This is a genomic window from Streptomyces sp. NPDC102402 (assembly GCF_044765765.1).
Classification (GTDB): Bacteria; Actinomycetota; Actinomycetes; order Streptomycetales; family Streptomycetaceae; genus Streptomyces.
On sequence record NZ_JBIWKR010000002.1, the window covers coordinates 353973 to 374646 of the forward strand.

At 67.4% G+C, this 20674-nt stretch carries 33 protein-coding genes; 31 read left to right on the forward strand and 2 right to left on the reverse strand.

The window, feature by feature from the left end; all coding sequences use genetic code 11:
• Positions 1 to 560 precede the first annotated feature (560 nt).
• From rpsJ to truA, 31 genes are all read left to right on the forward strand, one after another.
• Complete coding sequence (gene rpsJ, locus ACIRJR_RS06465; protein WP_003948644.1) at positions 561 to 869, forward strand: 30S ribosomal protein S10; 309 nt, start codon at positions 561 to 563, stop codon at positions 867 to 869.
• 14 nt (positions 870 to 883) lie between these two features.
• Entirely contained in the window at positions 884 to 1528 is a 645-nt protein-coding gene (gene rplC, locus ACIRJR_RS06470; protein ID WP_014154591.1) for a 50S ribosomal protein L3, read from the forward strand.
• Between the two features lie 4 nt (positions 1529 to 1532).
• Entirely contained in the window at positions 1533 to 2183 is a 651-nt protein-coding gene (gene rplD, locus ACIRJR_RS06475; RefSeq protein ID WP_033297600.1) for a 50S ribosomal protein L4, read from the forward strand.
• Positions 2183 to 2506 carry a 50S ribosomal protein L23 gene (rplW, locus tag ACIRJR_RS06480; RefSeq protein WP_014154589.1) on the forward strand — a complete coding sequence of 108 codons (324 nt, stop codon included), beginning with the start codon at positions 2183 to 2185 and terminating at the stop codon, positions 2504 to 2506. Before rplD ends, rplW begins: the two co-directional genes overlap by 1 nt.
• A 38-nt stretch (positions 2507 to 2544) precedes the next feature.
• A complete protein-coding gene (gene rplB, locus ACIRJR_RS06485; protein WP_403774732.1) occupies positions 2545 to 3381 on the forward strand; it encodes a 50S ribosomal protein L2 in 837 nt (278 codons plus the stop codon).
• 12 nt (positions 3382 to 3393) lie between these two features.
• Positions 3394 to 3675: a 30S ribosomal protein S19 gene (gene rpsS / locus ACIRJR_RS06490; RefSeq protein ID WP_003966956.1), complete on the forward strand. Its 282-nt coding sequence runs from the start codon at positions 3394 to 3396 to the stop codon at positions 3673 to 3675.
• Between the two features lie 43 nt (positions 3676 to 3718).
• A complete protein-coding gene (rplV, locus tag ACIRJR_RS06495) occupies positions 3719 to 4066 on the forward strand; it encodes a 50S ribosomal protein L22 (RefSeq protein ID WP_004571827.1) in 348 nt (115 codons plus the stop codon).
• Positions 4066 to 4902 carry a 30S ribosomal protein S3 gene (rpsC, locus tag ACIRJR_RS06500; protein WP_014047784.1) on the forward strand — a complete coding sequence of 279 codons (837 nt, stop codon included), beginning with the start codon at positions 4066 to 4068 and terminating at the stop codon, positions 4900 to 4902. The genes rplV and rpsC overlap by 1 nt, the downstream gene beginning before the upstream one ends.
• Before the next feature lie 5 nt (positions 4903 to 4907).
• Positions 4908 to 5327, forward strand: coding sequence for a 50S ribosomal protein L16 (gene rplP / locus ACIRJR_RS06505; protein ID WP_014154587.1), 420 nt, complete (start codon positions 4908 to 4910; stop codon positions 5325 to 5327).
• Positions 5327 to 5551, forward strand: a complete 225-nt coding sequence (gene rpmC / locus ACIRJR_RS06510) for a 50S ribosomal protein L29 (RefSeq protein ID WP_014047786.1) — start codon at positions 5327 to 5329, stop codon at positions 5549 to 5551. The genes rplP and rpmC overlap by 1 nt, the downstream gene beginning before the upstream one ends.
• Entirely contained in the window at positions 5551 to 5835 is a 285-nt protein-coding gene (gene rpsQ, locus ACIRJR_RS06515; RefSeq protein WP_069171155.1) for a 30S ribosomal protein S17, read from the forward strand. Before rpmC ends, rpsQ begins: the two co-directional genes overlap by 1 nt.
• Before the next feature lie 101 nt (positions 5836 to 5936).
• Positions 5937 to 6305, forward strand: a complete 369-nt coding sequence (rplN, locus tag ACIRJR_RS06520) for a 50S ribosomal protein L14 (RefSeq protein WP_003974257.1) — start codon at positions 5937 to 5939, stop codon at positions 6303 to 6305.
• Between the two features lie 2 nt (positions 6306 to 6307).
• Positions 6308 to 6631 carry a 50S ribosomal protein L24 gene (gene rplX / locus ACIRJR_RS06525; protein ID WP_014047788.1) on the forward strand — a complete coding sequence of 108 codons (324 nt, stop codon included), beginning with the start codon at positions 6308 to 6310 and terminating at the stop codon, positions 6629 to 6631.
• A complete protein-coding gene (gene rplE, locus ACIRJR_RS06530) occupies positions 6631 to 7188 on the forward strand; it encodes a 50S ribosomal protein L5 (RefSeq protein WP_073718383.1) in 558 nt (185 codons plus the stop codon). Before rplX ends, rplE begins: the two co-directional genes overlap by 1 nt.
• A 2-nt stretch (positions 7189 to 7190) precedes the next feature.
• Complete coding sequence (locus ACIRJR_RS06535; protein ID WP_003948630.1) at positions 7191 to 7376, forward strand: type Z 30S ribosomal protein S14; 186 nt, start codon at positions 7191 to 7193, stop codon at positions 7374 to 7376.
• A gap of 221 nt (positions 7377 to 7597) precedes the next feature.
• A complete protein-coding gene (rpsH, locus tag ACIRJR_RS06540; RefSeq protein WP_007446728.1) occupies positions 7598 to 7996 on the forward strand; it encodes a 30S ribosomal protein S8 in 399 nt (132 codons plus the stop codon).
• Positions 7997 to 8017: 21 nt separating this feature from the next.
• Positions 8018 to 8557, forward strand: coding sequence for a 50S ribosomal protein L6 (rplF, locus tag ACIRJR_RS06545; RefSeq protein ID WP_275493830.1), 540 nt, complete (start codon positions 8018 to 8020; stop codon positions 8555 to 8557).
• A 2-nt stretch (positions 8558 to 8559) separates the two neighbouring features.
• The gene (gene rplR, locus ACIRJR_RS06550; protein WP_033297607.1) at positions 8560 to 8943 is read left to right on the forward strand and encodes a 50S ribosomal protein L18; all 384 of its coding nucleotides are present in this window, start codon (positions 8560 to 8562) and stop codon (positions 8941 to 8943) included.
• Between the two features lie 47 nt (positions 8944 to 8990).
• Complete coding sequence (gene rpsE / locus ACIRJR_RS06555; protein WP_103514101.1) at positions 8991 to 9590, forward strand: 30S ribosomal protein S5; 600 nt, start codon at positions 8991 to 8993, stop codon at positions 9588 to 9590.
• Complete coding sequence (rpmD, locus tag ACIRJR_RS06560) at positions 9590 to 9772, forward strand: 50S ribosomal protein L30 (RefSeq protein WP_006126892.1); 183 nt, start codon at positions 9590 to 9592, stop codon at positions 9770 to 9772. The genes rpsE and rpmD overlap by 1 nt, the downstream gene beginning before the upstream one ends.
• Before the next feature lies 1 nt (position 9773).
• A complete protein-coding gene (gene rplO / locus ACIRJR_RS06565) occupies positions 9774 to 10229 on the forward strand; it encodes a 50S ribosomal protein L15 (RefSeq protein ID WP_185299083.1) in 456 nt (151 codons plus the stop codon).
• Positions 10230 to 10453: 224 nt separating this feature from the next.
• On the forward strand, positions 10454 to 11773 hold the full coding sequence (gene secY, locus ACIRJR_RS06570) for a preprotein translocase subunit SecY (protein WP_403774740.1): 1320 nt from the start codon (positions 10454 to 10456) through the stop codon (positions 11771 to 11773).
• Positions 11773 to 12432 carry an adenylate kinase gene (locus tag ACIRJR_RS06575; RefSeq protein ID WP_403774743.1) on the forward strand — a complete coding sequence of 220 codons (660 nt, stop codon included), beginning with the start codon at positions 11773 to 11775 and terminating at the stop codon, positions 12430 to 12432. Before secY ends, ACIRJR_RS06575 begins: the two co-directional genes overlap by 1 nt.
• Positions 12433 to 12552: 120 nt before the next feature.
• Positions 12553 to 13389, forward strand: a complete 837-nt coding sequence (map, locus tag ACIRJR_RS06580; RefSeq protein WP_403774746.1) for a type I methionyl aminopeptidase — start codon at positions 12553 to 12555, stop codon at positions 13387 to 13389.
• Between the two features lie 212 nt (positions 13390 to 13601).
• Positions 13602 to 13823 (forward strand): translation initiation factor IF-1, encoded by a 222-nt coding sequence (gene infA, locus ACIRJR_RS06585; protein WP_003956442.1) that lies wholly within the window; start codon positions 13602 to 13604, stop codon positions 13821 to 13823.
• A gap of 60 nt (positions 13824 to 13883) precedes the next feature.
• Positions 13884 to 13997 (forward strand): 50S ribosomal protein L36, encoded by a 114-nt coding sequence (gene rpmJ, locus ACIRJR_RS06590; RefSeq protein WP_003956441.1) that lies wholly within the window; start codon positions 13884 to 13886, stop codon positions 13995 to 13997.
• Positions 13998 to 14194: 197 nt separating this feature from the next.
• A complete protein-coding gene (gene rpsM / locus ACIRJR_RS06595; protein ID WP_014047799.1) occupies positions 14195 to 14575 on the forward strand; it encodes a 30S ribosomal protein S13 in 381 nt (126 codons plus the stop codon).
• A gap of 104 nt (positions 14576 to 14679) precedes the next feature.
• Positions 14680 to 15084 carry a 30S ribosomal protein S11 gene (gene rpsK / locus ACIRJR_RS06600; protein WP_003956432.1) on the forward strand — a complete coding sequence of 135 codons (405 nt, stop codon included), beginning with the start codon at positions 14680 to 14682 and terminating at the stop codon, positions 15082 to 15084.
• Between the two features lie 136 nt (positions 15085 to 15220).
• Positions 15221 to 16243 carry a DNA-directed RNA polymerase subunit alpha gene (locus ACIRJR_RS06605; protein ID WP_003966937.1) on the forward strand — a complete coding sequence of 341 codons (1023 nt, stop codon included), beginning with the start codon at positions 15221 to 15223 and terminating at the stop codon, positions 16241 to 16243.
• A gap of 188 nt (positions 16244 to 16431) precedes the next feature.
• Entirely contained in the window at positions 16432 to 16935 is a 504-nt protein-coding gene (rplQ, locus tag ACIRJR_RS06610; RefSeq protein ID WP_403774749.1) for a 50S ribosomal protein L17, read from the forward strand.
• Between the two features lie 78 nt (positions 16936 to 17013).
• Positions 17014 to 17868, forward strand: a complete 855-nt coding sequence (gene truA, locus ACIRJR_RS06615; protein WP_403774752.1) for a tRNA pseudouridine(38-40) synthase TruA — start codon at positions 17014 to 17016, stop codon at positions 17866 to 17868.
• Here truA and ACIRJR_RS06620 read toward each other — a convergent pair.
• Both ACIRJR_RS06620 and ACIRJR_RS06625 read right to left on the reverse strand, forming a co-directional pair.
• Positions 17837 to 19726 (reverse strand): hypothetical protein, encoded by a 1890-nt coding sequence (locus tag ACIRJR_RS06620; protein ID WP_403774755.1) that lies wholly within the window; start codon positions 19724 to 19726, stop codon positions 17837 to 17839. The two genes, truA and ACIRJR_RS06620, sit on opposite strands and share 32 nt — an antisense overlap.
• A gap of 61 nt (positions 19727 to 19787) precedes the next feature.
• On the reverse strand, positions 19788 to 20642 hold the full coding sequence (locus ACIRJR_RS06625; protein ID WP_403774758.1) for a hypothetical protein: 855 nt from the start codon (positions 20640 to 20642) through the stop codon (positions 19788 to 19790).
• Positions 20643 to 20674 lie beyond the last annotated feature (32 nt).

A 20674-nucleotide genomic window follows, 5' to 3' on the forward strand; every position in this document is an offset into this window, starting at 1 on the left:
GAGGGGCCTGCCGCGGCCGAGGGCGGCCCTCGCACTTCCGGAGGCGGTGACCCCTGCTCTGCCGAGGCGTCCGCCCCGGCCCGAGCGGCGCGGCGAGGGGCCGGGGAGGGGTCGGGGAGGGCTGCGTAGGGCCCCCGCAGGGCCGGCCCGACCGTCCGCGCGGCGGTGCGTGTGTTTGATCCGTCCCCCACAGGGGGTAGGATCCCCGGCCCGATTGGCCAGGCCCCTGAGCCGTATGGCACACTAGCCAGGTTGCTCGGTTGAGTGTCAATGCTGCGCGCCTCCCGCCGGGAGGACCGGAAGCGAGTCCCACAGTACTCGTCGACCCCCAGGGTCGGACGTACGGGAATCTTTCGGGAAGCGTCAGTGGGGCGCTGACCAGGCACCCGGTGGGGTTTCGCCCCCGGCAGCGCGGTTTCGGCCCGCACCCCCTTGGTTGGGAAATCCTTCGGGAGATCTTCGTAGAGGGGATGCGACACGCCCGACCGCGTGGGTCGGAGGCGGAGTTAAGAGAACTCCCGGGTTCCAGAGCGTTATGAGAGACAGGACTACTAGTAGCCATGGCGGGACAGAAGATCCGCATCCGGCTCAAGGCCTACGACCACGAGGTCATCGACTCCTCGGCGAAGAAGATCGTCGAGACGGTGACCCGCACTGGTGCGTCGGTCGCGGGCCCGGTGCCGCTGCCCACTGAGAAGAACGTGTACTGCGTCATCAAGTCGCCGCACAAGTACAAGGACTCTCGCGAGCACTTCGAGATGCGCACGCACAAGCGCCTCATCGACATCCTCGACCCCACCCCGAAGACGGTTGACTCGCTGATGCGTCTCGACCTGCCGGCTGGCGTCGACATCGAGATCAAGCTCTGAAGGGACGGGCCGAGATGAGCAAGAACATCAAGGGCGTCCTGGGCGAGAAGCTCGGCATGACCCAGGTCTGGGACGAGAACAACCGGGTTGTCCCGGTGACCGTCGTCAAGGCCGGTCCGTGCGTCGTGACGCAGGTCCGTACGAACGACAGCGACGGCTACGAGTCGGTCCAGATCGCCTTCGGCGAGATCGACCCGCGCAAGGTGAACAAGCCCCTCAAGGGTCACTTCGCCAAGGCTGACGTCACCCCGCGCCGCCACCTGGTGGAGCTCCGCACCCCTGACGCCAGCGAGTACACGCTGGGCCAGGAGGTCACTGCCGAGGTGTTCGAGTCCGGCGTCAAGGTCGACGTCACGGGCAAGAGCAAGGGCAAGGGCTTCGCCGGTGTCATGAAGCGTCACAACTTCAAGGGCCTCGGCGCCGGCCACGGCGTCCAGCGCAAGCACCGTTCCCCCGGTTCGATCGGTGGCTGCGCCACCCCTGGGCGTGTCTTCAAGGGCATGCGCATGGCCGGTCGGATGGGTAACGAGCGCGTCACCACCCAGAACCTGACCATCCACGCGGTTGACGCGGAGAAGGGTCTGCTCCTCATCAAGGGCGCGGTCCCCGGTCCGAACGGCGGCCTCGTCCTGGTCCGTACCGCGGCCAAGGGGGCTTGAGGTAATGAGCACCATTGACATCCTTTCGCCGGCAGGCGACAAGGCCGGTACCGTCGAGCTCCCCGCGGAGATCTTCGACGCGAAGACCAGCGTTCCGCTGATCCACCAGGTCGTCGTCGCACAGCTGGCAGCTGCCCGTCAGGGCACGCACAAGACCAAGACCCGCGGCGAGGTCCGTGGTGGTGGGCGCAAGCCGTACCGCCAGAAGGGCACCGGCCGCGCGCGCCAGGGTTCGACCCGTGCGCCGCAGTTCGCCGGCGGTGGCGTCGTCCACGGCCCGCAGCCGCGTGACTACTCGCAGCGCACCCCGAAGAAGATGAAGGCCGCCGCCCTGCGCGGTGCCCTCTCGGACCGGGCGCGTCACTCCCGCATCCACGTCGTCACCGGCGTGGTCGAGGGTGGGATCTCCACCAAGGCCGCCAAGACGCTGCTCGGCAAGATCTCGGAGCGCAGCAACCTGCTCCTGGTCGTCGACCGTGCCGACGAGGCCGCGTGGCTGTCCGCGCGCAACCTGCCCCAGGTGCACATCCTGGAGCCGGGCCAGCTGAACACGTACGACGTGATCGTCTCTGACGACGTGGTCTTCACCCAGGCCGCTTTCGAGTCCTTCGTGTCTGGCCCCCAGACCGCTGAGACCGAAGGGAGCGCCGCCTGATGAGTGAGGCGACCGTTACCAGCAAGACCTACTCGGACCCGCGTGACGTTCTCGTCAAGCCGGTTGTCTCCGAGAAGAGCTACGCGCTGCTCGACGAGAACAAGTACACCTTCATCGTCGCGCCCGGCTCCAACAAGACCCAGATCAAGCAGGCCGTGGAAGCGGTCTTCTCGGTCAAGGTCACCGGGGTCAACACGATCAACCGGCAGGGTAAGCGCAAGCGCACCAAGACCGGCTTCGGCAAGCGCGCCGACACGAAGCGCGCCATCGTGACCCTCGCCGAGGGCGACCGTATCGACATCTTCGGCGGCCCGACCTCCTAGTGAGGTCGAGTCGTCCGGAATCGGACGAGGACTGAGAAATGGGTATCCGCAAGTACAAGCCGACGACCCCGGGCCGTCGTGGCTCCAGCGTCGCCGACTTTGTCGAGATCACGCGGTCCACGCCGGAGAAGTCGCTGGTCCGCCCTCTGCACAACAAGGGCGGCCGTAACAACGCCGGTCGTGTGACCGTTCGCCACCAGGGTGGTGGCCACAAGCGCGCCTACCGCGTGATCGACTTCCGTCGTCACGACAAGGACGGCGTGCCGGCCAAGGTCGCGCACATCGAGTACGACCCGAACCGCACCGCGCGCATCGCGCTGCTGCACTACGCGGACGGCGAGAAGCGTTACATCGTCGCTCCCCGTGGCCTGTCGCAGGGTGACCGTGTCGAGAACGGTCCGACCGCCGACATCAAGCCCGGTAACAACCTGGCGCTGCGCAACATCCCGGTCGGTACGACCATCCACGCCATCGAGATCCGTCCCGGCGGCGGCGCGAAGTTCGCCCGCTCCGCGGGTGCCTCCGTGCAGCTGCTGGCGAAGGAGGGCACCATGGCCCACCTTCGTATGCCGTCCGGTGAGATCCGGCTGGTCGACGCCCGCTGCCGCGCCACGATCGGTGAGGTCGGCAACGCCGAGCAGTCGAACATCAACTGGGGCAAGGCCGGCCGTATGCGCTGGAAGGGCGTTCGCCCGACCGTCCGCGGTGTCGCGATGAACCCGGTTGACCACCCGCACGGTGGTGGTGAAGGCAAGACCTCCGGTGGACGTCACCCGGTCTCGCCGTGGGGTCAGAAGGAGGGTCGTACTCGTTCGCCGAAGAAGGCATCGAACAAGTACATCGTCCGCCGCCGCAAGACGAACAAGAAGCGCTAGGAGCGGGTTTAGATGCCGCGCAGTCTCAAGAAGGGGCCCTTCGTCGACGGCCACCTCATCAAGAAGGTGGACGTACAGAACGAGGCAGGCACCAAGAACGTCATCAAGACCTGGTCCCGTCGCTCGATGATCGTCCCGGCAATGCTGGGCCACACCATCGCGGTGCACAACGGCAAGATCCACGTCCCGGTGTTCGTCACCGAGTCGATGGTCGGCCACAAGCTCGGCGAGTTCTCGCCGACTCGCACCTTCCGCGGCCACGTCAAGGACGACCGGAAGTCGAAGCGCCGCTAAGCGCGGGGTGGAAACGACTATGACTTACACCGAAGGGACAACCATGGAAGCCAGGGCCCAGGCGCGGTACATCCGCGTCACGCCCATGAAGGCCCGCCGCGTGGTGGACCTCATCCGTGGCATGGATGCCACGGAGGCTCAGGCGGTCCTGCGTTTCGCCCCGCAGGCCGCGAGCGTGCCGGTTGGCAAGGTGCTTGACAGCGCCATCGCCAACGCTGCACACAACTACGACCACACCGACGCCTCTTCGCTGGTCATCAGCGAGGCGTACGTGGACGAGGGCCCGACCCTGAAGCGGTTCCGTCCGCGTGCTCAGGGCCGTGCCTACCGGATCCGTAAGCGGACCAGCCACATCACCGTGGTCGTCAGCAGCAAGGAAGGAACCCGGTAATGGGCCAGAAGGTTAACCCGCATGGGTTCCGACTCGGCATTACCACGGACTTCAAGTCCCGTTGGTACGCCGACAAGCTGTACAAGGACTACGTCAAGGAAGACGTCGCCATTCGTCGCATGATGACGAAGGGCATGGAGCGGGCCGGCATCTCGAAGGTCGAGATCGAGCGCACCCGCGACCGCGTCCGCGTTGACATCCACACCGCCCGCCCGGGCATCGTCATCGGCCGCCGTGGCGCCGAGGCCGACCGCATCCGTGGCGAGCTGGAGAAGCTGACCGGCAAGCAGGTCCAGCTGAACATCCTCGAGGTCAAGAACCCCGAGGTGGACGCTCAGCTGGTGGCCCAGGCCGTCGCCGAGCAGCTCTCCTCCCGCGTCTCCTTCCGTCGTGCCATGCGTAAGAGCATGCAGAGCACGATGAAGGCCGGCGCCAAGGGCATCAAGATCCAGTGCGGTGGCCGCCTCGGCGGCGCCGAGATGTCCCGCTCGGAGTTCTACCGCGAGGGCCGCGTGCCCCTGCACACGCTCCGTGCGAACGTCGACTACGGCTTCTTCGAGGCCAAGACGACCTTCGGCCGCATCGGTGTGAAGGTCTGGATCTACAAGGGCGACGTCAAGAACATCGCCGAGGTCCGCGCCGAGAACGCAGCGGCTCGCGCCGGCAACCGTCCGGCTCGTGGCGGCGCTGACCGCCCGGCCGGCCGTGGTGGCCGTGGTGGCGAGCGCGGCGGTCGCGGCCGCAAGCCGCAGCAGTCCGCGCCGGCAGCGGAGGCCCCCAAGGCCGACGCTCCCGCCGCCGCTGCTCCGGCTGAGAGCACCGGAACGGAGGCCTGACCGAAATGCTGATCCCCCGTAGGGTCAAGCACCGCAAGCAGCACCACCCGAAGCGCAGCGGTATGTCCAAGGGTGGCACGCAGGTTGCGTTCGGCGAGTACGGCATCCAGGCGCTGTCCCCGGCGTACGTGACGAACCGCCAGATCGAGGCAGCTCGTATCGCGATGACCCGCCACATCAAGCGTGGCGGCAAGGTCTGGATCAACATCTACCCGGACCGCCCCCTGACGAAGAAGCCCGCCGAGACCCGCATGGGTTCCGGTAAGGGTTCTCCCGAGTGGTGGATCGCGAACGTCAAGCCCGGTCGGGTGATGTTCGAGCTGTCCTACCCGAACGAGAAGATTGCTCGTGAGGCGCTCACCCGCGCTGCTCACAAGCTTCCGATGAAGTGCCGGATCGTTCGGCGCGAGGCAGGTGAGTCGTGATGTCGGCCGGTACCAAGGCGTCCGAGCTGCGCGAGCTGGGCAACGAGGAGCTCCTCAACAAGCTCCGCGAGGCCAAGGAAGAGCTGTTCAACCTCCGCTTCCAGGCGGCGACGGGCCAGCTCGAGAACCACGGTCGGCTCAAGTCCGTCCGTAAGGACATCGCCCGGATCTACACCCTGATGCGTGAGCGCGAGCTGGGCATCGAAACGGTGGAGAGCGTCTGATGAGCGAGAAGACTGTGACTGAGACGAACACCGACCGCGGTTTCCGCAAGACCCGTGAGGGTCTGGTCGTCAGCGACAAGATGGACAAGACCGTCGTCGTCGCTGTCGAGGACCGCGTCAAGCACGCGCTGTACGGCAAGGTCATCCGCCGTACGAACAAGCTCAAGGCCCACGACGAGCAGAACGCTGCCGGCGTCGGCGACCGCGTTGTCATCATGGAGACGCGTCCGCTGTCTGCGACGAAGCGCTGGCGCATCGTCGAGATCCTCGAGAAGGCCAAGTAATCCCTGAGGGGGTCTCCCCTCAGGCCAGTTCCGCCAGGCTCGGCAGGGGCTTCCGGTAACGGAGCCCCTGCCGGGAACCGGCAGACGATCAGGAGATAGACGTGATCCAGCAGGAGTCGCGACTGCGCGTCGCCGACAACACGGGTGCGAAGGAAATTCTCACCATCCGTGTTCTCGGTGGCTCGGGTCGCCGCTACGCGGGCATCGGTGACGTCATCGTCGCCACCGTCAAGGACGCGATCCCCGGTGGCAACGTGAAGAAGGGTGACGTCGTCAAGGCCGTCATCGTTCGCACCGTCAAGGAGCGTCGCCGTCCGGATGGCTCGTACATCCGCTTCGACGAGAACGCCGCTGTCATTCTCAAGAACGACGGCGACCCCCGCGGCACCCGTATCTTCGGCCCCGTGGGCCGAGAGCTGCGCGAGAAGAAGTTCATGAAGATCATCTCGCTCGCGCCGGAGGTGCTGTAAGCATGAAGATCAAGAAGGGCGACCTGGTTCAGGTCATCACCGGTAAGGACAAGGGCAAGCAGGGCAAGGTCATCGTTGCCTTCCCCGCTCAGGACCGTGTCCTCGTCGAGGGTGTCAACCGGGTCAAGAAGCACACCAAGGCCGGTCAGACGGCTCGCGGTTCGCAGACGGGTGGCATTGTCACCACCGAGGCCCCGATCCACGTCAGCAACGTTCAGCTGGTTGTGGAGAAGGACGGCAACAAGGTCGTCACCCGCGTCGGCTACCGCTTTGACGACGAGGGCAAGAAGATCCGCGTTGCCAAGCGGACCGGTGAGGACATCTGATGACGACCACCACTGCGCCGCGTCTCAAGACGCGCTACCGCGAGGAAATCGCCGGCAAGCTGCGTGAGGAGTTCTCGTACGAGAACGTCATGCAGGTTCCCGGTCTGGTCAAGATCGTGGTCAACATGGGTGTGGGCGACGCCGCCCGCGACTCCAAGCTGATCGACGGGGCCGTCAAGGACCTCACCACGATCACCGGTCAGAAGCCGGCCGTCACGAAGGCCCGCAAGTCGATCGCGCAGTTCAAGCTGCGCGAGGGGCAGCCGATCGGCTGCCACGTCACCCTCCGTGGTGACCGCATGTGGGAGTTCCTGGACCGTACGCTGTCGCTCGCGCTTCCGCGTATCCGTGACTTCCGTGGCCTGTCGCCGAAGCAGTTCGACGGCCGTGGCAACTACACCTTCGGTCTCACGGAGCAGGTCATGTTCCACGAGATCGACCAGGACAAGATCGACCGGGTCCGGGGCATGGACATCACCGTGGTCACCACGGCGACCAACGACGACGAGGGTCGTGCCCTGCTTCGTCACCTCGGCTTCCCGTTCAAGGAGAACTGACCGTGGCGAAGAAGGCTCTGATCGCTAAGGCCGCCCGCAAGCCGAAGTTCGGCGTCCGGGGTTACACCCGGTGCCAGCGCTGCGGCCGGCCCCACTCCGTCTACCGCAAGTTCGGCCTGTGCCGCGTGTGCCTTCGTGAGATGGCCCACCGTGGCGAGCTGCCGGGCGTGACCAAGAGCTCCTGGTAATCCTCCTTCGCCCTCGGGCGTCGTAGGACCAGAAAGCTCTCGGTAAGTATCCGGTCGGCAGGAGCCCCGCTCTTCATGCCGTAGGCTAGAAGGGTTGGGCGCCTGCCGCCCTGACCGACTTACTACGCCGTAGGTCCCCGCACCGCACCCGTCCCGCCACTGAGTGGGGAGAGGGATGGCGCATACAGGAAACCCCGGCGAGAGAGGCCGAAGGCCAACTCATGACCATGACTGATCCCATCGCAGACATGCTCACGCGTCTGCGTAACGCGAACTCGGCGTATCACGACGATGTTTCGATGCCGCACAGCAAGATCAAGTCGCACATCGCGGAGATCCTCCAGCAGGAGGGCTTCATCACCGGCTGGAAGGTCGAGGACGCCGAGGTCGGCAAGAACCTCGTCCTCGAGCTGAAGTTCGGGCCCAACCGCGAGCGTTCGATCGCCGGCATCAAGCGCATCTCGAAGCCGGGTCTGCGTGTGTACGCAAAGTCCACCAACCTGCCGAAGGTCCTCGGCGGCCTGGGCGTGGCGATCATCTCCACGTCCCACGGTCTCCTGACCGGCCAGCAGGCAGGCAAGAAGGGCGTAGGTGGGGAAGTCCTCGCCTACGTCTGGTAGTCGGGAAAGGAAGGAAAGCTCATGTCGCGAATCGGCAAGCTCCCCATCCAGGTTCCCGCCGGTGTGGACGTCACCATCGATGGCCGTACGGTCGCCGTGAAGGGCCCCAAGGGTTCCCTCTCGCACACCGTCGCCGCGCCGATCGAGGTCACCAAGGGTGAGGACGGCGTGCTCAACGTCGTCCGCCCGAACGACGAGCGTCAGAACAAGGCCCTCCACGGCCTGTCCCGCACGCTGGTGGCGAACATGATCACCGGTGTGACCCAGGGATACAGCAAGGCGCTCGAGATCAGCGGTGTCGGTTACCGCGTCCAGGCGAAGGGCTCCAACCTGGAGTTCGCCCTGGGCTACAGCCACCCGATCCTCATCGAGGCTCCGGATGGCATCACCTTCAAGGTCGAGTCGCCCACGAAGCTCAGCGTCGAGGGCATCGACAAGCAGAAGGTCGGCGAAGTAGCCGCCAACATCCGCAAGCTGCGGAAGCCCGACCCGTACAAGGCCAAGGGCGTCAAGTACGCGGGCGAGGTCATCCGCCGCAAGGTCGGAAAGGCTGGTAAGTAGCCATGGCATACGGTGTGAAGATCGCCAAGGGCGACGCGTACAAGCGTGCCGCTCTCAAGCGGCGCCACATCCGCGTCCGCAAGCACATCTCCGGTTCGCCGGAGCGTCCCCGCTTGGTCGTGACGCGTTCCAACCGCCACATCGTCGCCCAGGTCATCGACGACATCGCGGGCCACACGCTCGCGTCGGCGTCGACCCTGGACACGTCGATCCGTGGTGCGGAGGGTGACAAGAGCGCCCAGGCCAAGCAGGTCGGTGCCCTGGTCGCCGAGCGTGCCAAGGCCGCAGGCGTCGAGGCCGTCGTGTTTGACCGCGGCGGTAACCAGTACGCCGGGCGGATTGCCGCTCTGGCTGACGCCGCCCGCGAAGCCGGGCTGAAGTTCTAAGCCCCGGTTCCAACGCACAGCGGACGTAACAGAGAGAGGTAAATCCAATGGCTGGACCCCAGCGCCGCGGAAGCGGTGCCGGTGGCGGCGAGCGGCGGGACCGGAAGGGCCGTGACGGTGCTGCGGCCGAGAAGACCGCGTACGTCGAGCGCGTCGTCGCGATCAACCGCGTCGCCAAGGTAGTGAAGGGTGGTCGTCGCTTCAGCTTCACCGCGCTGGTCGTGGTGGGCGATGGTGACGGCACCGTCGGTGTCGGATACGGCAAGGCCAAGGAAGTTCCCGCGGCCATCGCCAAGGGCGTCGAAGAGGCCAAGAAGAGCTTCTTCAAGGTCCCGCGTATCCAGGGCACCATCCCTCACCCGATCCAGGGCGAGAAGGCTGCGGGCGTCGTCCTGCTCAAGCCTGCTTCCCCCGGTACCGGTGTGATCGCGGGTGGCCCCGTGCGTGCCGTTCTCGAGTGCGCCGGCGTCCACGACATCCTGTCGAAGTCGCTCGGTTCCTCGAACCCGATCAACATCGTGCACGCGACCGTGGCGGCCCTGCAGGGCCTGCAGCGTCCCGAGGAGATCGCGGCCCGCCGCGGTCTGCCCCTCGAGGACGTCGCCCCCGCGGCTCTGCTTCGTGCGCGTGCGGGAGCGGGTGCGTAATGGCTCGCCTCAAGATCACGCAGACGAAGTCGTACATCGGCAGCAAGCAGAACCACCGCGACACCCTGCGTTCGCTCGGGCTCAAGCGCCTGAACGACTCGGTTGTCAAGGAGGACCGCCCCGAGTTCCGCGGCATGGTGCAGACCGTCCGCCACCTCGTGACGGTTGAGGAGGTTGACTGACATGGCGGAGAACAGCCCGCTGAAGGCCCACAACCTCCGGCCTGCCCCGGGCGCCAAGACCGCCAAGACCCGTGTGGGTCGTGGTGAGGCGTCCAAGGGTAAGACCGCAGGCCGTGGTACCAAGGGTACGAAGGCTCGTTACCAGGTTCCGGAGCGCTTCGAGGGTGGCCAGATGCCCCTCCACATGCGTCTCCCGAAGCTCAAGGGCTTCAAGAACCCGTTCCGCACGGAGTACCAGGTCGTGAACCTGGACAAGCTCGCGACGCTCTACCCCGAGGGTGGAGAGGTCACGGTGGCCGGTCTGGTCGCCAAGGGCGCCGTGCGCAACAACCACCTCGTCAAGGTCCTCGGACAGGGCGAGATCTCCGTGGCGCTGCAGGTTTCGGTTGACGCCGTCTCCGGCTCCGCCAAGGAGAAGATCGCCGCCGCGGGCGGCACCGTCACCGAACTCGTCTGAGACAACTCGGACAGGTCTGTGGCCTGAACACCCGACCGGGGATGCCTCTCATTTGGGGCATCCCCGGTTGGTCGTTCCTAGGGGGGCATGTCCGCCGGTAAGGTGGCGTGCGTTGTTGCTGTGGTAAGTCCCGGGCAAGCGCCCGGGTTCCTTTGGCTGTTACGTAACCGTCGATCCTCAAGACCGTCACCTCACGCTTTTGCGCGGGGGTCGCAGGAGGCACCGTGCTCACCGCGTTCGCCCGGGCGTTCAAGACGCCCGACCTGCGCAAGAAGCTGCTCTTCACGCTCGGCATCATCGTGCTCTATCGTCTCGGGGCGCACATTCCCGTACCGGGGGTGAGCTACGAGAACGTCCAGACCTGTGTTGACCAGGCAAGTAAGGGCAACAACAGCCTCTTCGGTCTGGTCAACATGTTCAGCGGTGGTGCACTGCTGCAGATCACGATCTTCGCGCTCGGCATCATGCCGTACATCACGGCCAGCATCATTCTTCAGTTGCTGACCGTCGTCATCCCCCGGCTCGAAGCCCTCAAGAAGGAGGGGCAGTCGGGCACGGCCAAGATCACGCAGTACACGCGTTATCTGACCGTGGCGCTGGCCATCCTCCAGGGCACCGGCCTGGTGGCGACAGCCCGCAGCGGCGCGCTCTTCAGCGGCTGCCCGGTCGCCGACCAGATCGTGCCGAACCAGTCGATCTTCACGACCATCGTCATGGTGATCACCATGACCGCCGGCACCGCCGCCGTCATGTGGCTCGGTGAGCTCATCACCGACCGCGGCATCGGCAACGGCATGTCGATCCTGATGTTCATCTCGATCGCGGCCAGCTTCCCCGGCGCCCTGTGGGCCATCAAGCAGAGCGGCAAGCTGGCCGACGGCTGGATCGAGTTCATCACGGTCATCCTCATCGGCTTCGTGATGGTCGGCCTCGTCGTCTTCGTCGAACAGGCCCAGCGCAGGGTCCCCGTGCAGTACGCGAAGCGGATGATCGGGCGTCGGTCGTACGGTGGTACGTCCACTTACATCCCGCTGAAGGTCAACCAGGCGGGTGTGATTCCCGTCATCTTCGCTTCTTCGCTGCTCTACATTCCTGCTCTAATCGTTCAGTTCTCCAACTCCACCGCGGGCTGGGCGACCTGGATTACGGACCACTTCGTCAAGGGCGACCACCCGTACTACATCGCGACGTACTTCCTGTTGATCGTGTTCTTCGCATTCTTCTATGTGGCGATCTCGTTCAACCCCGAGGAAGTCGCCGACAACATGAAGAAGTATGGTGGCTTCATCCCGGGTATCCGGGCAGGTCGACCTACCGCCGAGTATCTGAGCTACGTGCTCAACCGGATCACTTGGCCGGGCTCGCTGTACCTGGGTCTGATCGCTCTGGTGCCGACGATGGCGTTGGCAGGCTTCGGTGGCGCTAACCAGAACTTCCCGTTCGGCGGGACGAGCATCCTGATCATCGTGGGTGTGGGTCTGGAGACCGTGAAGCAGATCGAGAGTCAGCTCCAGCAGCGCAATTACGAAGGGTTCCTCCGCTGATGCGAATCGTCCTCGTCGGGCCGCCCGGTGCCGGCAAGGGAACGCAGGCCGCGTTCCTTGCCAAGAATCTCTCGATTCCGCACATCTCCACGGGCGACCTCTTCCGCGCCAACATCAGCCAGGGCACCGACCTTGGCAAGCAGGCCCGCGCCTACATGGACGCGGGACAGCTGGTGCCGGACGAAGTCACCATCGCGATGGCCAAGGACCGCATGTCCCAGGCGGATGCCGAGAACGGCTTCCTCCTGGACGGCTTCCCCCGCAACGTGGGGCAGGCCGCGGCGCTCGACGAGATGCTCCTCGGCGAGGGCGTCAAGCTGGACGCGGTTCTTGACCTCGAGGTCCCCGAGGACGAGGTGGTCAAGCGCATCGCGGGCCGCCGTATCTGCCGTAACGACAGCGCGCACGTCTTCCACGTGACGTACAACCCGCCGAAGGCCGAGGGCGTCTGCGACGTCTGCGGCGGCGAGCTGTACCAGCGGGACGACGACACCGAGGAGACGGTCCGGACCCGTCTCGAGGTCTACCACTCGCAGACCGAGCCGATCATCGACTTCTACCGGGCCCAGGGCCTCGTCGTGACGATCTCGGCGCTCGGCAAGGTCACCGAGGTGACCGAGCGGGCCATGGAGGCCCTCAAGAAGTCCGACGAGGGCTGACCCCTCCGTTTCCACCACAGCAGCCGGCCGCGGCGCCTCAGGGCGTCGCGGCCGATTGTTTGCGCCGTATCGTGGAATACGGCCCGACGTTCCCCTCCGTACCCAGAAAGGCGCCCAGCGATGGTGCAGATCAAGACCCCCGAGCAGATCGCGAAGATGCGCGAGGCGGGCCTCGTCGTCGCTGCCGTTCACGCCGCCACACGCGAGGCCGCCGTTCCCGGCGCCACCACGAAGGACCTGGACGAGGTCGCCCGCAAGGTGATCGCCGATCACGGCGCCACGTCGAACTTCCTGGGTTACGGCGGATTCCCCGCCACGATCTGCACCTCGGTCAACGAGGTCGTCGTGCACGGCATCCCGGACGAGAAGACCGTCCTCAAGGACGGCGACATCATCTCGATCGACGCCGGCGCGATCATCGACGGTTGGCACGGCGACGCCGCGTACACCGCCTTCGTGGGCACCGGGCACGCTCCGGAGCTCGTCGAGCTCTCCCGGGTGACCGAGGAGTCCATGTGGGCCGGGATCGCCGCGATGAAGGTGAACAACCGCCTCGTCGACATCTCCAAGGCCATCGAGTCCTACATCCGCCGCCAGCCCCGTCCGGCGACCGGGAAGTACGGGATCATCGAGGACTACGGCGGCCACGGCATCGGCACCGAGATGCACATGGACCCGCACCTGCTGAACTACGTCTCCCGCAAGCGCGGCAAGGGCATCAAGCTGGTCCCGGGCGTCTGCCTGGCCATCGAGCCCATGGTGTCGCTGGGCACGGCGCAGACGAAGGTGCTCGCGGACGAGTGGACGGTACTCACGACCGACGGCACCTGGTCCTCGCACTGGGAGCACTCGATCGCCCTCACGGAGCAGGGCCCGCTGGTCCTGACCTCCCCGGACTGCGGCCGGGCGAAGCTCGCCCAGTACGGCGTCGAGGCGGCGCCGGACCCGCTGGCCTGAGAGCCCGGCCCCTCCTCCCGGGCGGGACCGCTCACAGGACTGTCCGGCTGATCCGTGTCTAAGGATCAGGGGAAGTGGGCAAACTTGACGGATTCGTCTTTTGGGGTCCGCTGAAGTAGACTGACTCGTCGGCTCCCGTGCATCAGTGTGTCCGTATGTCTGGGCACCGGATGGTGGAAGTCGATCAAGGTAGCCGATTCGAAGGGCGAAGCGTGGCCAAGAAGCAAGGTGCCATCGAAATTGAGGGCACCGTGATCGAGTCCCTCCCGAACGCCATGTTCAAGGTGGAACTCCAGAACGGTCACAAAGTCCTCGCGCACATCAGCGGCAAGATGCGGATGCACTACATCCGCATCCTCCCGGATGACCGGGTCGTCGTGGAGCTCTCTCCGTACGACCTGACGCGTGGCCGGATCGTCTACCGGTACAAGTAGATCTTGCCGCCATCCCGCTTCGGCGTGGTGAGGGCACTGACCCGGAGAACCTGACATCCCATGAAGGTCAAGCCGAGCGTCAAGAAGATCTGCGACAAGTGCAAGGTGATCCGCCGTCACGGCCGGGTCATGGTCATCTGCGACAACCTGCGCCACAAGCAGCGCCAGGGCTGACGCACGACCCCCTGCATCTCGCAGTTCTTCGCGCGACGCACGTAAACGTACATACGCAGAGCCCGTCCAAGCTTCGGCTGACGACACCTCCGGCGGGGGCCGGGGACCTGGGCGTACCACCTCCTCCCACGCGGTCGAGGTCGGCGTCCGGGAGCGGCACTGCGGAAGACCCCCGAAATAACAACTGGAGCCATTGAATGGCACGCGTTTCAGGTGTTGACATCCCGCGCGAAAAGCGCGTGGAGGTTGCCCTCACCTACGTCTTCGGCATCGGGCGTACCCGGTCCAAGGAGATCCTCGCCACCACCGGCGTGAACCCCAACACCCGCGTTCGTGACCTGGCCGAAGAGGACCTGGTCAAGATCCGCGAGTACGTGGACGCCAACCTCCGCACCGAGGGTGACCTTCGCCGCGAGATCCAGGGCGACATCCGCCGCAAGATCGAGATCGGCTGCTACCAGGGCATCCGGCACCGTCGCGGTCTGCCGGTCCACGGTCAGCGCACCAGCACGAACGCGCGTACCCGCAAGGGCCCGCGTCGCGCCATCGCCGGTAAGAAGAAGCCGGGCAAGAAGTAGTCCTCAGCGGACGTACTGCGGACATCCGGTCACCGGGGGTCCGCGGAAACCAGCGGTCTTCGCTGTAGGACCGATCACCTCCCCTCTCCATCTGGAGTCAAGACATGCCCCCCAAGGGTCGTCAGGGCGCAGCCAAGAAGGTGCGTCGCAAGGAAAAGAAGAACGTCGCTCACGGCCACGCGCACATCAAGAGCACGTTCAACAACACGATCGTCTCGATCACGGACCCCTCGGGCAACGTGATCTCCTGGGCCTCCGCCGGCCACGTCGGCTTCAAGGGCTCGCGTAAGTCCACCCCCTTCGCCGCGCAGATGGCCGCCGAGTCGGCCGCCCGCCGCGCGCAGGAGCACGGCATGCGCAAGGTCGACGTCTTCGTCAAGGGTCCCGGCTCCGGCCGTGAGACCGCGATCCGCTCCCTCCAGGCCACGGGCCTCGAGGTCGGTTCGATCCAGGACGTCACCCCGACGCCGCACAACGGCTGCCGTCCGCCGAAGCGTCGCCGCGTCTGATCCGCTACGGCCGGTGACGGCCGTGCGTCAGTAGCGTGGGTCCGGGCGGTATGCCCCTTCGGGGGCGTGCCGCCCGTACCCTTGTTTCATCTGTCGGGCATCAAATAGTGGGTGCCCACGACTGAAGGATCACCACATGCTTATCGCTCAGCGTCCGTCGCTGACCGAAGAGGTCGTCGACGAGTTCCGCTCCCGGTTCGTGATCGAGCCGCTGGAGCCGGGCTTCGGTTACACCCTCGGCAACTCCCTGCGCCGCACGCTCCTCTCCTCGATCCCCGGTGCCGCTGTCACCAGCATCCGGATCGACGGTGTCCTGCACGAGTTCACCACCGTGCCGGGCGTCAAGGAGGACGTGACCGACCTCATCCTCAACATCAAGCAGCTGGTCGTCTCCTCGGAGCACGACGAGCCGGTCGTGATGTACCTGCGCAAGCAGGGTCCCGGCCTGGTCACCGCTGCCGACATCGCCCCGCCGGCCGGTGTCGAGGTCCACAACCCGGACCTCGTCCTGGCCACGCTGAACGGCAAGGGCAAGCTGGAGATGGAGCTGACCGTCGAGCGCGGTCGCGGCTACGTCTCCGCCGTCCAGAACAAGCAGGTGGGCCAGGAGATCGGCCGGATCCCGGTCGACTCCATCTACTCGCCGGTGCTCAAGGTCACGTACAAGGTCGAGGCGACCCGTGTCGAGCAGCGCACCGACTTCGACAAGCTGATCGTCGACGTCGAGACCAAGCAGGCCATGCGTCCCCGTGACGCCATGGCGTCGGCCGGTAAGACCCTGGTCGAGCTGTTCGGTCTGGCGCGCGAGCTCAACATCGACGCCGAGGGCATCGACATGGGCCCGTCCCCGACGGACGCCGCGCTCGCCGCCGATCTGGCGCTGCCGATCGAGGAGCTCGAGCTCACGGTCCGTTCGTACAACTGCCTCAAGCGCGAGGGCATCCACTCCGTGGGCGAGCTCGTGGCGCGTTCCGAGGCGGACCTGCTCGACATCCGCAACTTCGGTGCGAAGTCGATCGACGAGGTCAAGGCGAAGCTGGCCGGTATGGGCCTCGCGCTGAAGGACTCGCCTCCCGGCTTCGACCCGACCGCTGCCGCCGACGCCTTCGGCGCCGACGACGACGCGGACGCCGGTTTCGTGGAGACCGAGCAGTACTGATCGCCTTCGGCGGGGGTGCCCGGGTTTCCGGGTGCCCCGTGCCGGAGTGAGGCTTTGTCCTCAAACGCCGGGCCGGCTTGATTCCGGCCGATGTCCGGCTGACGTCTGAGACTTCCGCGGGGCGGCCGCCTCGCGGGAACTGACACCGGTACCTGATACGGCCGGTGCAGCACACAAGGAGAAACACCATGCCGAAGCCCGCGAAGGGCGCCCGTCTGGGCGGCAGCGCTGCGCACGAGAAGCTTCTTCTCATCAACCTCGCGAAGTCGCTGTTCGAGCACGGCCGCATCACCACGACCGAGGCCAAGGCCCGCCGCCTGCGTCCGGTCGCCGAGCGTTTCATCACCAAGGCGAAGAAGGGCGACATCCACAACCGTCGCCTGGTGCTGCAGTCGATCACGGACAAGGGCATCGTGCACACGCTCTTCACCGAGATCGCCCCGCGGTACGAGAACCGCCCCGGTGGTTACACCCGCATCACCAAGATCGGCAACCGTCGTGGCGACAACGCCCCGATGGCCGTCATCGAGCTGGTCGAGGCGCTGACCGTGGCCCAGCAGGCCACCGGTGAGGCCGAGGCCGCGACGAAGCGCGCCGTCAAGGAAGACGCCCTCAAGAAGGACGAGGCTCCGGCCGAGTCCGTCGAGGACGCCAAGACGGCCGACGCCGCCGAGGAGTCCAAGGACGCCTGAGCGTCCTGAGACCCAGGTACGGGCCCGCATCACCCTTCGGGGCGGTGCGGGCCCGTTCTGTTCTGAGAGGATCTTCGGGTGAGTGACGAGGCAGAGCCCGGATTCGTACGGGTACGGCTGGACCTTTCCTATGACGGCAAGGACTTCTCCGGCTGGGCGAAGCAGACCAGCAGGCGCACCGTGCAGGGCGAGATCGAGGACGCGCTGCGCACCGTGACGCGGTCGCCGGTGACGTACGACCTGACGGTGGCCGGGCGTACCGACGCCGGGGTGCACGCGCGCGGGCAGGTGGCGCACGTGGACCTGCCGGCCGAGGTGTGGGCCGAGCACCGGGAGAAGCTGCTGCGGCGGATGGCCGGGCGGCTGCCGCTGGACGTACGCGTCTGGCGTGCGGCCGAGGCCCCGACGGGTTTCAACGCGCGCTTCTCCGCGCTGTGGCGGCGTTACGCGTACCGGGTGGGGGACCGGCCCGGCGGTGTGGACCCGCTGCTGCGGGGCCATGTGCTCTGGCACGACCGGCCGCTTGACCTGGACGCGATGAACGAGGCCGCCGCCCTGATGGTGGGGGAGCACGACTTCGCGGCGTACTGCAAGAAGCGGGAGGGCGCGACGACCATCCGCACGCTGCAGCGGCTGCACTGGGTGCGGGACACGGAGTCCGGGGTGCTGACGGCGGCCGTGCAGGCGGACGCGTTCTGCCACAACATGGTGCGGGCGCTGATCGGCGCGGCGCTGTTCGTCGGGGACGGACGCCGGCCCGCCGGGTGGCCGGCCGAGGTGCTGGCGGCGAAGGTGCGGGACCCGGGTGTGCACGTGGTGCGGCCGCACGGGCTGACGCTGGAGGAAGTGGCGTACCCGGCGGACGGGCTGCTGGCGGCCAGGGCCGTGGAGGCCCGGAACGTCAGGACGCTGCCGGGGGCGGGCTGCTGCTGAGCGGGCGGCGGCGCAGGGCGCGGAGCAGCTTGGCCGCGAAGTGCACGGCGACGGCGGTGGACACGGTGGAGCGGAACCAGCCGATGTCCGGCGCCCACCAGGCGTAGACGGCCGCCGCGCCGAAGACCAGCAGCGCCAGGGTGCGCAGGATCCACCAGCCGGCCGTGTGGGACTCGGACGTGGGTGGGGTCTCCGGGTGGACGCCGTCCTTGGTGGTCATGGTGTCCCGCATGCCCGCGAGGAATCCGCGCCGTGCCAGTACGCGGGCGCCGGGCAGCCCGGCGAGGATCTCCTGCTCGCCGCCGTAGCCCTCGGGGAGCGGCGGGAGACCGAGGGCGGCGACCAGCTGGCCCTGGTGCCGGGCGGGGTCGCCGGTGGCCCGCAGGAGGTGGGTCAGGGGGCGAGGGTCGGTGAGGCCGTAGACCCTGGCGAGCGCGGCGGCGGTCCTCGTCGCCTCGGCGTGGTCGGTCGCGGGGGCGGCCGTCTCCCAGGCGTGGTCCGCCACCTTCCTGCCCCGGTGCAGGAGCGTGAAGCTGCTGCGCTCCGGTGTGCGGTGCAGGACCAGGGCGGGCCAGTCCTCGCCCGTGGTGAAGTTGTCGGCCGCCGAGGTGAGCGGGTCGTCCAGGAGGAGGGCCGCGCGTTTGCCGCGTACCTGGTCCGGCACGATCTCGACGTACGTGTGGTGGCTGCCCGCCGGAGCCGTCCGGAGGCTGTGGCCGCAGATCAGGGCGGCCTGGGCGACCTCGGTGGGTCCGGTGGACGCGATGGCGACCGACCGGGGCGCCAGCTCGCGCTCCCAGTCGGGCGCGCCGGTGGCGGGGAGCCGGGGGGACGGGCGGAAGAAGGGGACCTTCATCGCGAGCTCGACCCGGGTGTCGGAGCGGGCCTCCAGGAACTCGGCACGGGCGTCGCCGAAGTAGGTCCAGGGGAACGTCGTGGCGTGCACCCCGATGCTGCGGAAGGCGGTGAGGGCCTCCTCGTAGCGGCTCATCGACCACAGGACCAGGGCCAGGTGGTTGCGGAAGCCGGCGGCCTCCCGGTCTCCGGGGGCGTAGCTGTCCGACAGTGCCTGGGCGCGGGTCACAGCGGCTTCGGCACGGGGGGTGTAGGGGTCGGGGTCGGGTGTCTCCTCGTCGGCGATCAGGTACTCCACGACGGCCTGGAGAGGCAGCGCGTGGAGCCGTGAGCCGGGCGGTGCCTGGTCGGCCGCGCGCTCGGCGAAGGCGAACATCTCCTCGTGCGAGCCGTACCACTTGCCGCAGAGGTACTGAAGGGCCTGGACGTGGCAGCCCTCGTGGTGCGGGTCGCGTGCGTGCGCCTCGGCCAGATAGGTGTCGAAGACCTCGCGCGGGGCCTGGATGCCCCGGGCCTGGGTCAGCGCGACGCGCCACGGGACGGGGTCGTCGGGGTTGAGCTCCGCGGCGGCCGAGATCACCGGCACCGAGTCCCGCAGCACCGCGTGGAACGCCCGGAACTGGTCGGCCTCGACGTGCTTGGCGCGGGCGCCCGTCCGTATCTGCCAGGCCTGGCAGACGTACTGGTCGGCCTTGACCAGGACCGCGTCGGGGTCCTCCGGGTCCTCCTCCAGCCAGCTGTCCAGCCACCCGGGGTGGTGCAGGGAGGCCCGTGCCAGTCGCGAGACGCAGGTGTCCCGGCGCTCCCACTGGGCGTGCTCGCGGGTCGCCGCGAGCAGCTCGGCGGCCGGTCCGTGGTCACCCGCCGCGGCGGCGGCGAGGGCAAGGCGCAGGGAGGTGTCCGGCGCGTCGAGTACGACGGCTTCGTCCGGAGGCAGGTCGGCGCCGATCGCATCGCTGTGGCGCAGGACGCGCGGGATGGTGAAGAGCGTGGTCAGACGCACGGCGGCGGGTCCTCGGTCGAGGGGAGGGAGGGGGCTGGTGCGTGGGGGGACGGGCGGGCGGTCAGGTGACGGGTGCGCCCGCGGCTGCCGAGGCCTGGACCTCGCCGCGGTGGCGGATCTGGCGGAACGTGAAGTCGGTGAGGTCGTCGCCGACCGCGTAGACGTCCTTGGCCGCCGTGGTGACGTTCTTCCCGCTGGTGAAGCCGCCGATGGTGAAGTAGGCGTAGCGGCCGTAGGAGTTGGCGGTGCGCCGGCAGACGGATCCGCCGCGGCAGAAGGTGGGGACGCCCGAGCCGCTGAGTGAGGCGAGGCCGCCGGAGGCCTGCTGGGCCGCCTTCCTGGCCTCGGCCTCGGTGCCGAAGACGGCGAGTCCGACGGTGACCGCGACACCGCCCTTGCTGTACGTGGCGCGGATGACCTGGTCGCAGCCGTTGCTGTCGAGGATCTGGCCGAGCGCGCCCTGGGTCGTCGTGGCGCAGTCCGCCGCGCGGGCGGTGGCGCCCTTGGCGTAGACGCGGTCGCCCATGGTCAGTTTCCTGCCGGGGAAGAAGGCGTCGACGGTGACCGGGCCCTTGTCCTTCTTCTCGTCGGCGATGTAGTCCTTCGGGTCCGGCGGGGGCGGCGGGGCCACCGAGGAGAAGGAGGGGCCCGGCGCGGAGCTCTCCGAGGGCAGGTCGGCGGGGGCGGGCAGCTCACTCGCGTTCTTGTCCGACCCGGACGCGCCGCCGCTTCCGCCGGTCGTGATGACGGCCGTGGCCACGATCGCGGCCACGGCGGCGGTGGCCACCGCGCCGCCGCCGATCAGCATCCACTTCCTGCGCCTGCCCCGCGCGGCGGACGCCTCCGCCAGCGCCGCCCAGTCCGGAGTCCGGCTCTCTCCCGGCCCCCAGGAGGGCCCCCCTTGCCCAAAGCTCATGCGGCGAATCCTAGACCGACGGTAATCCGGTT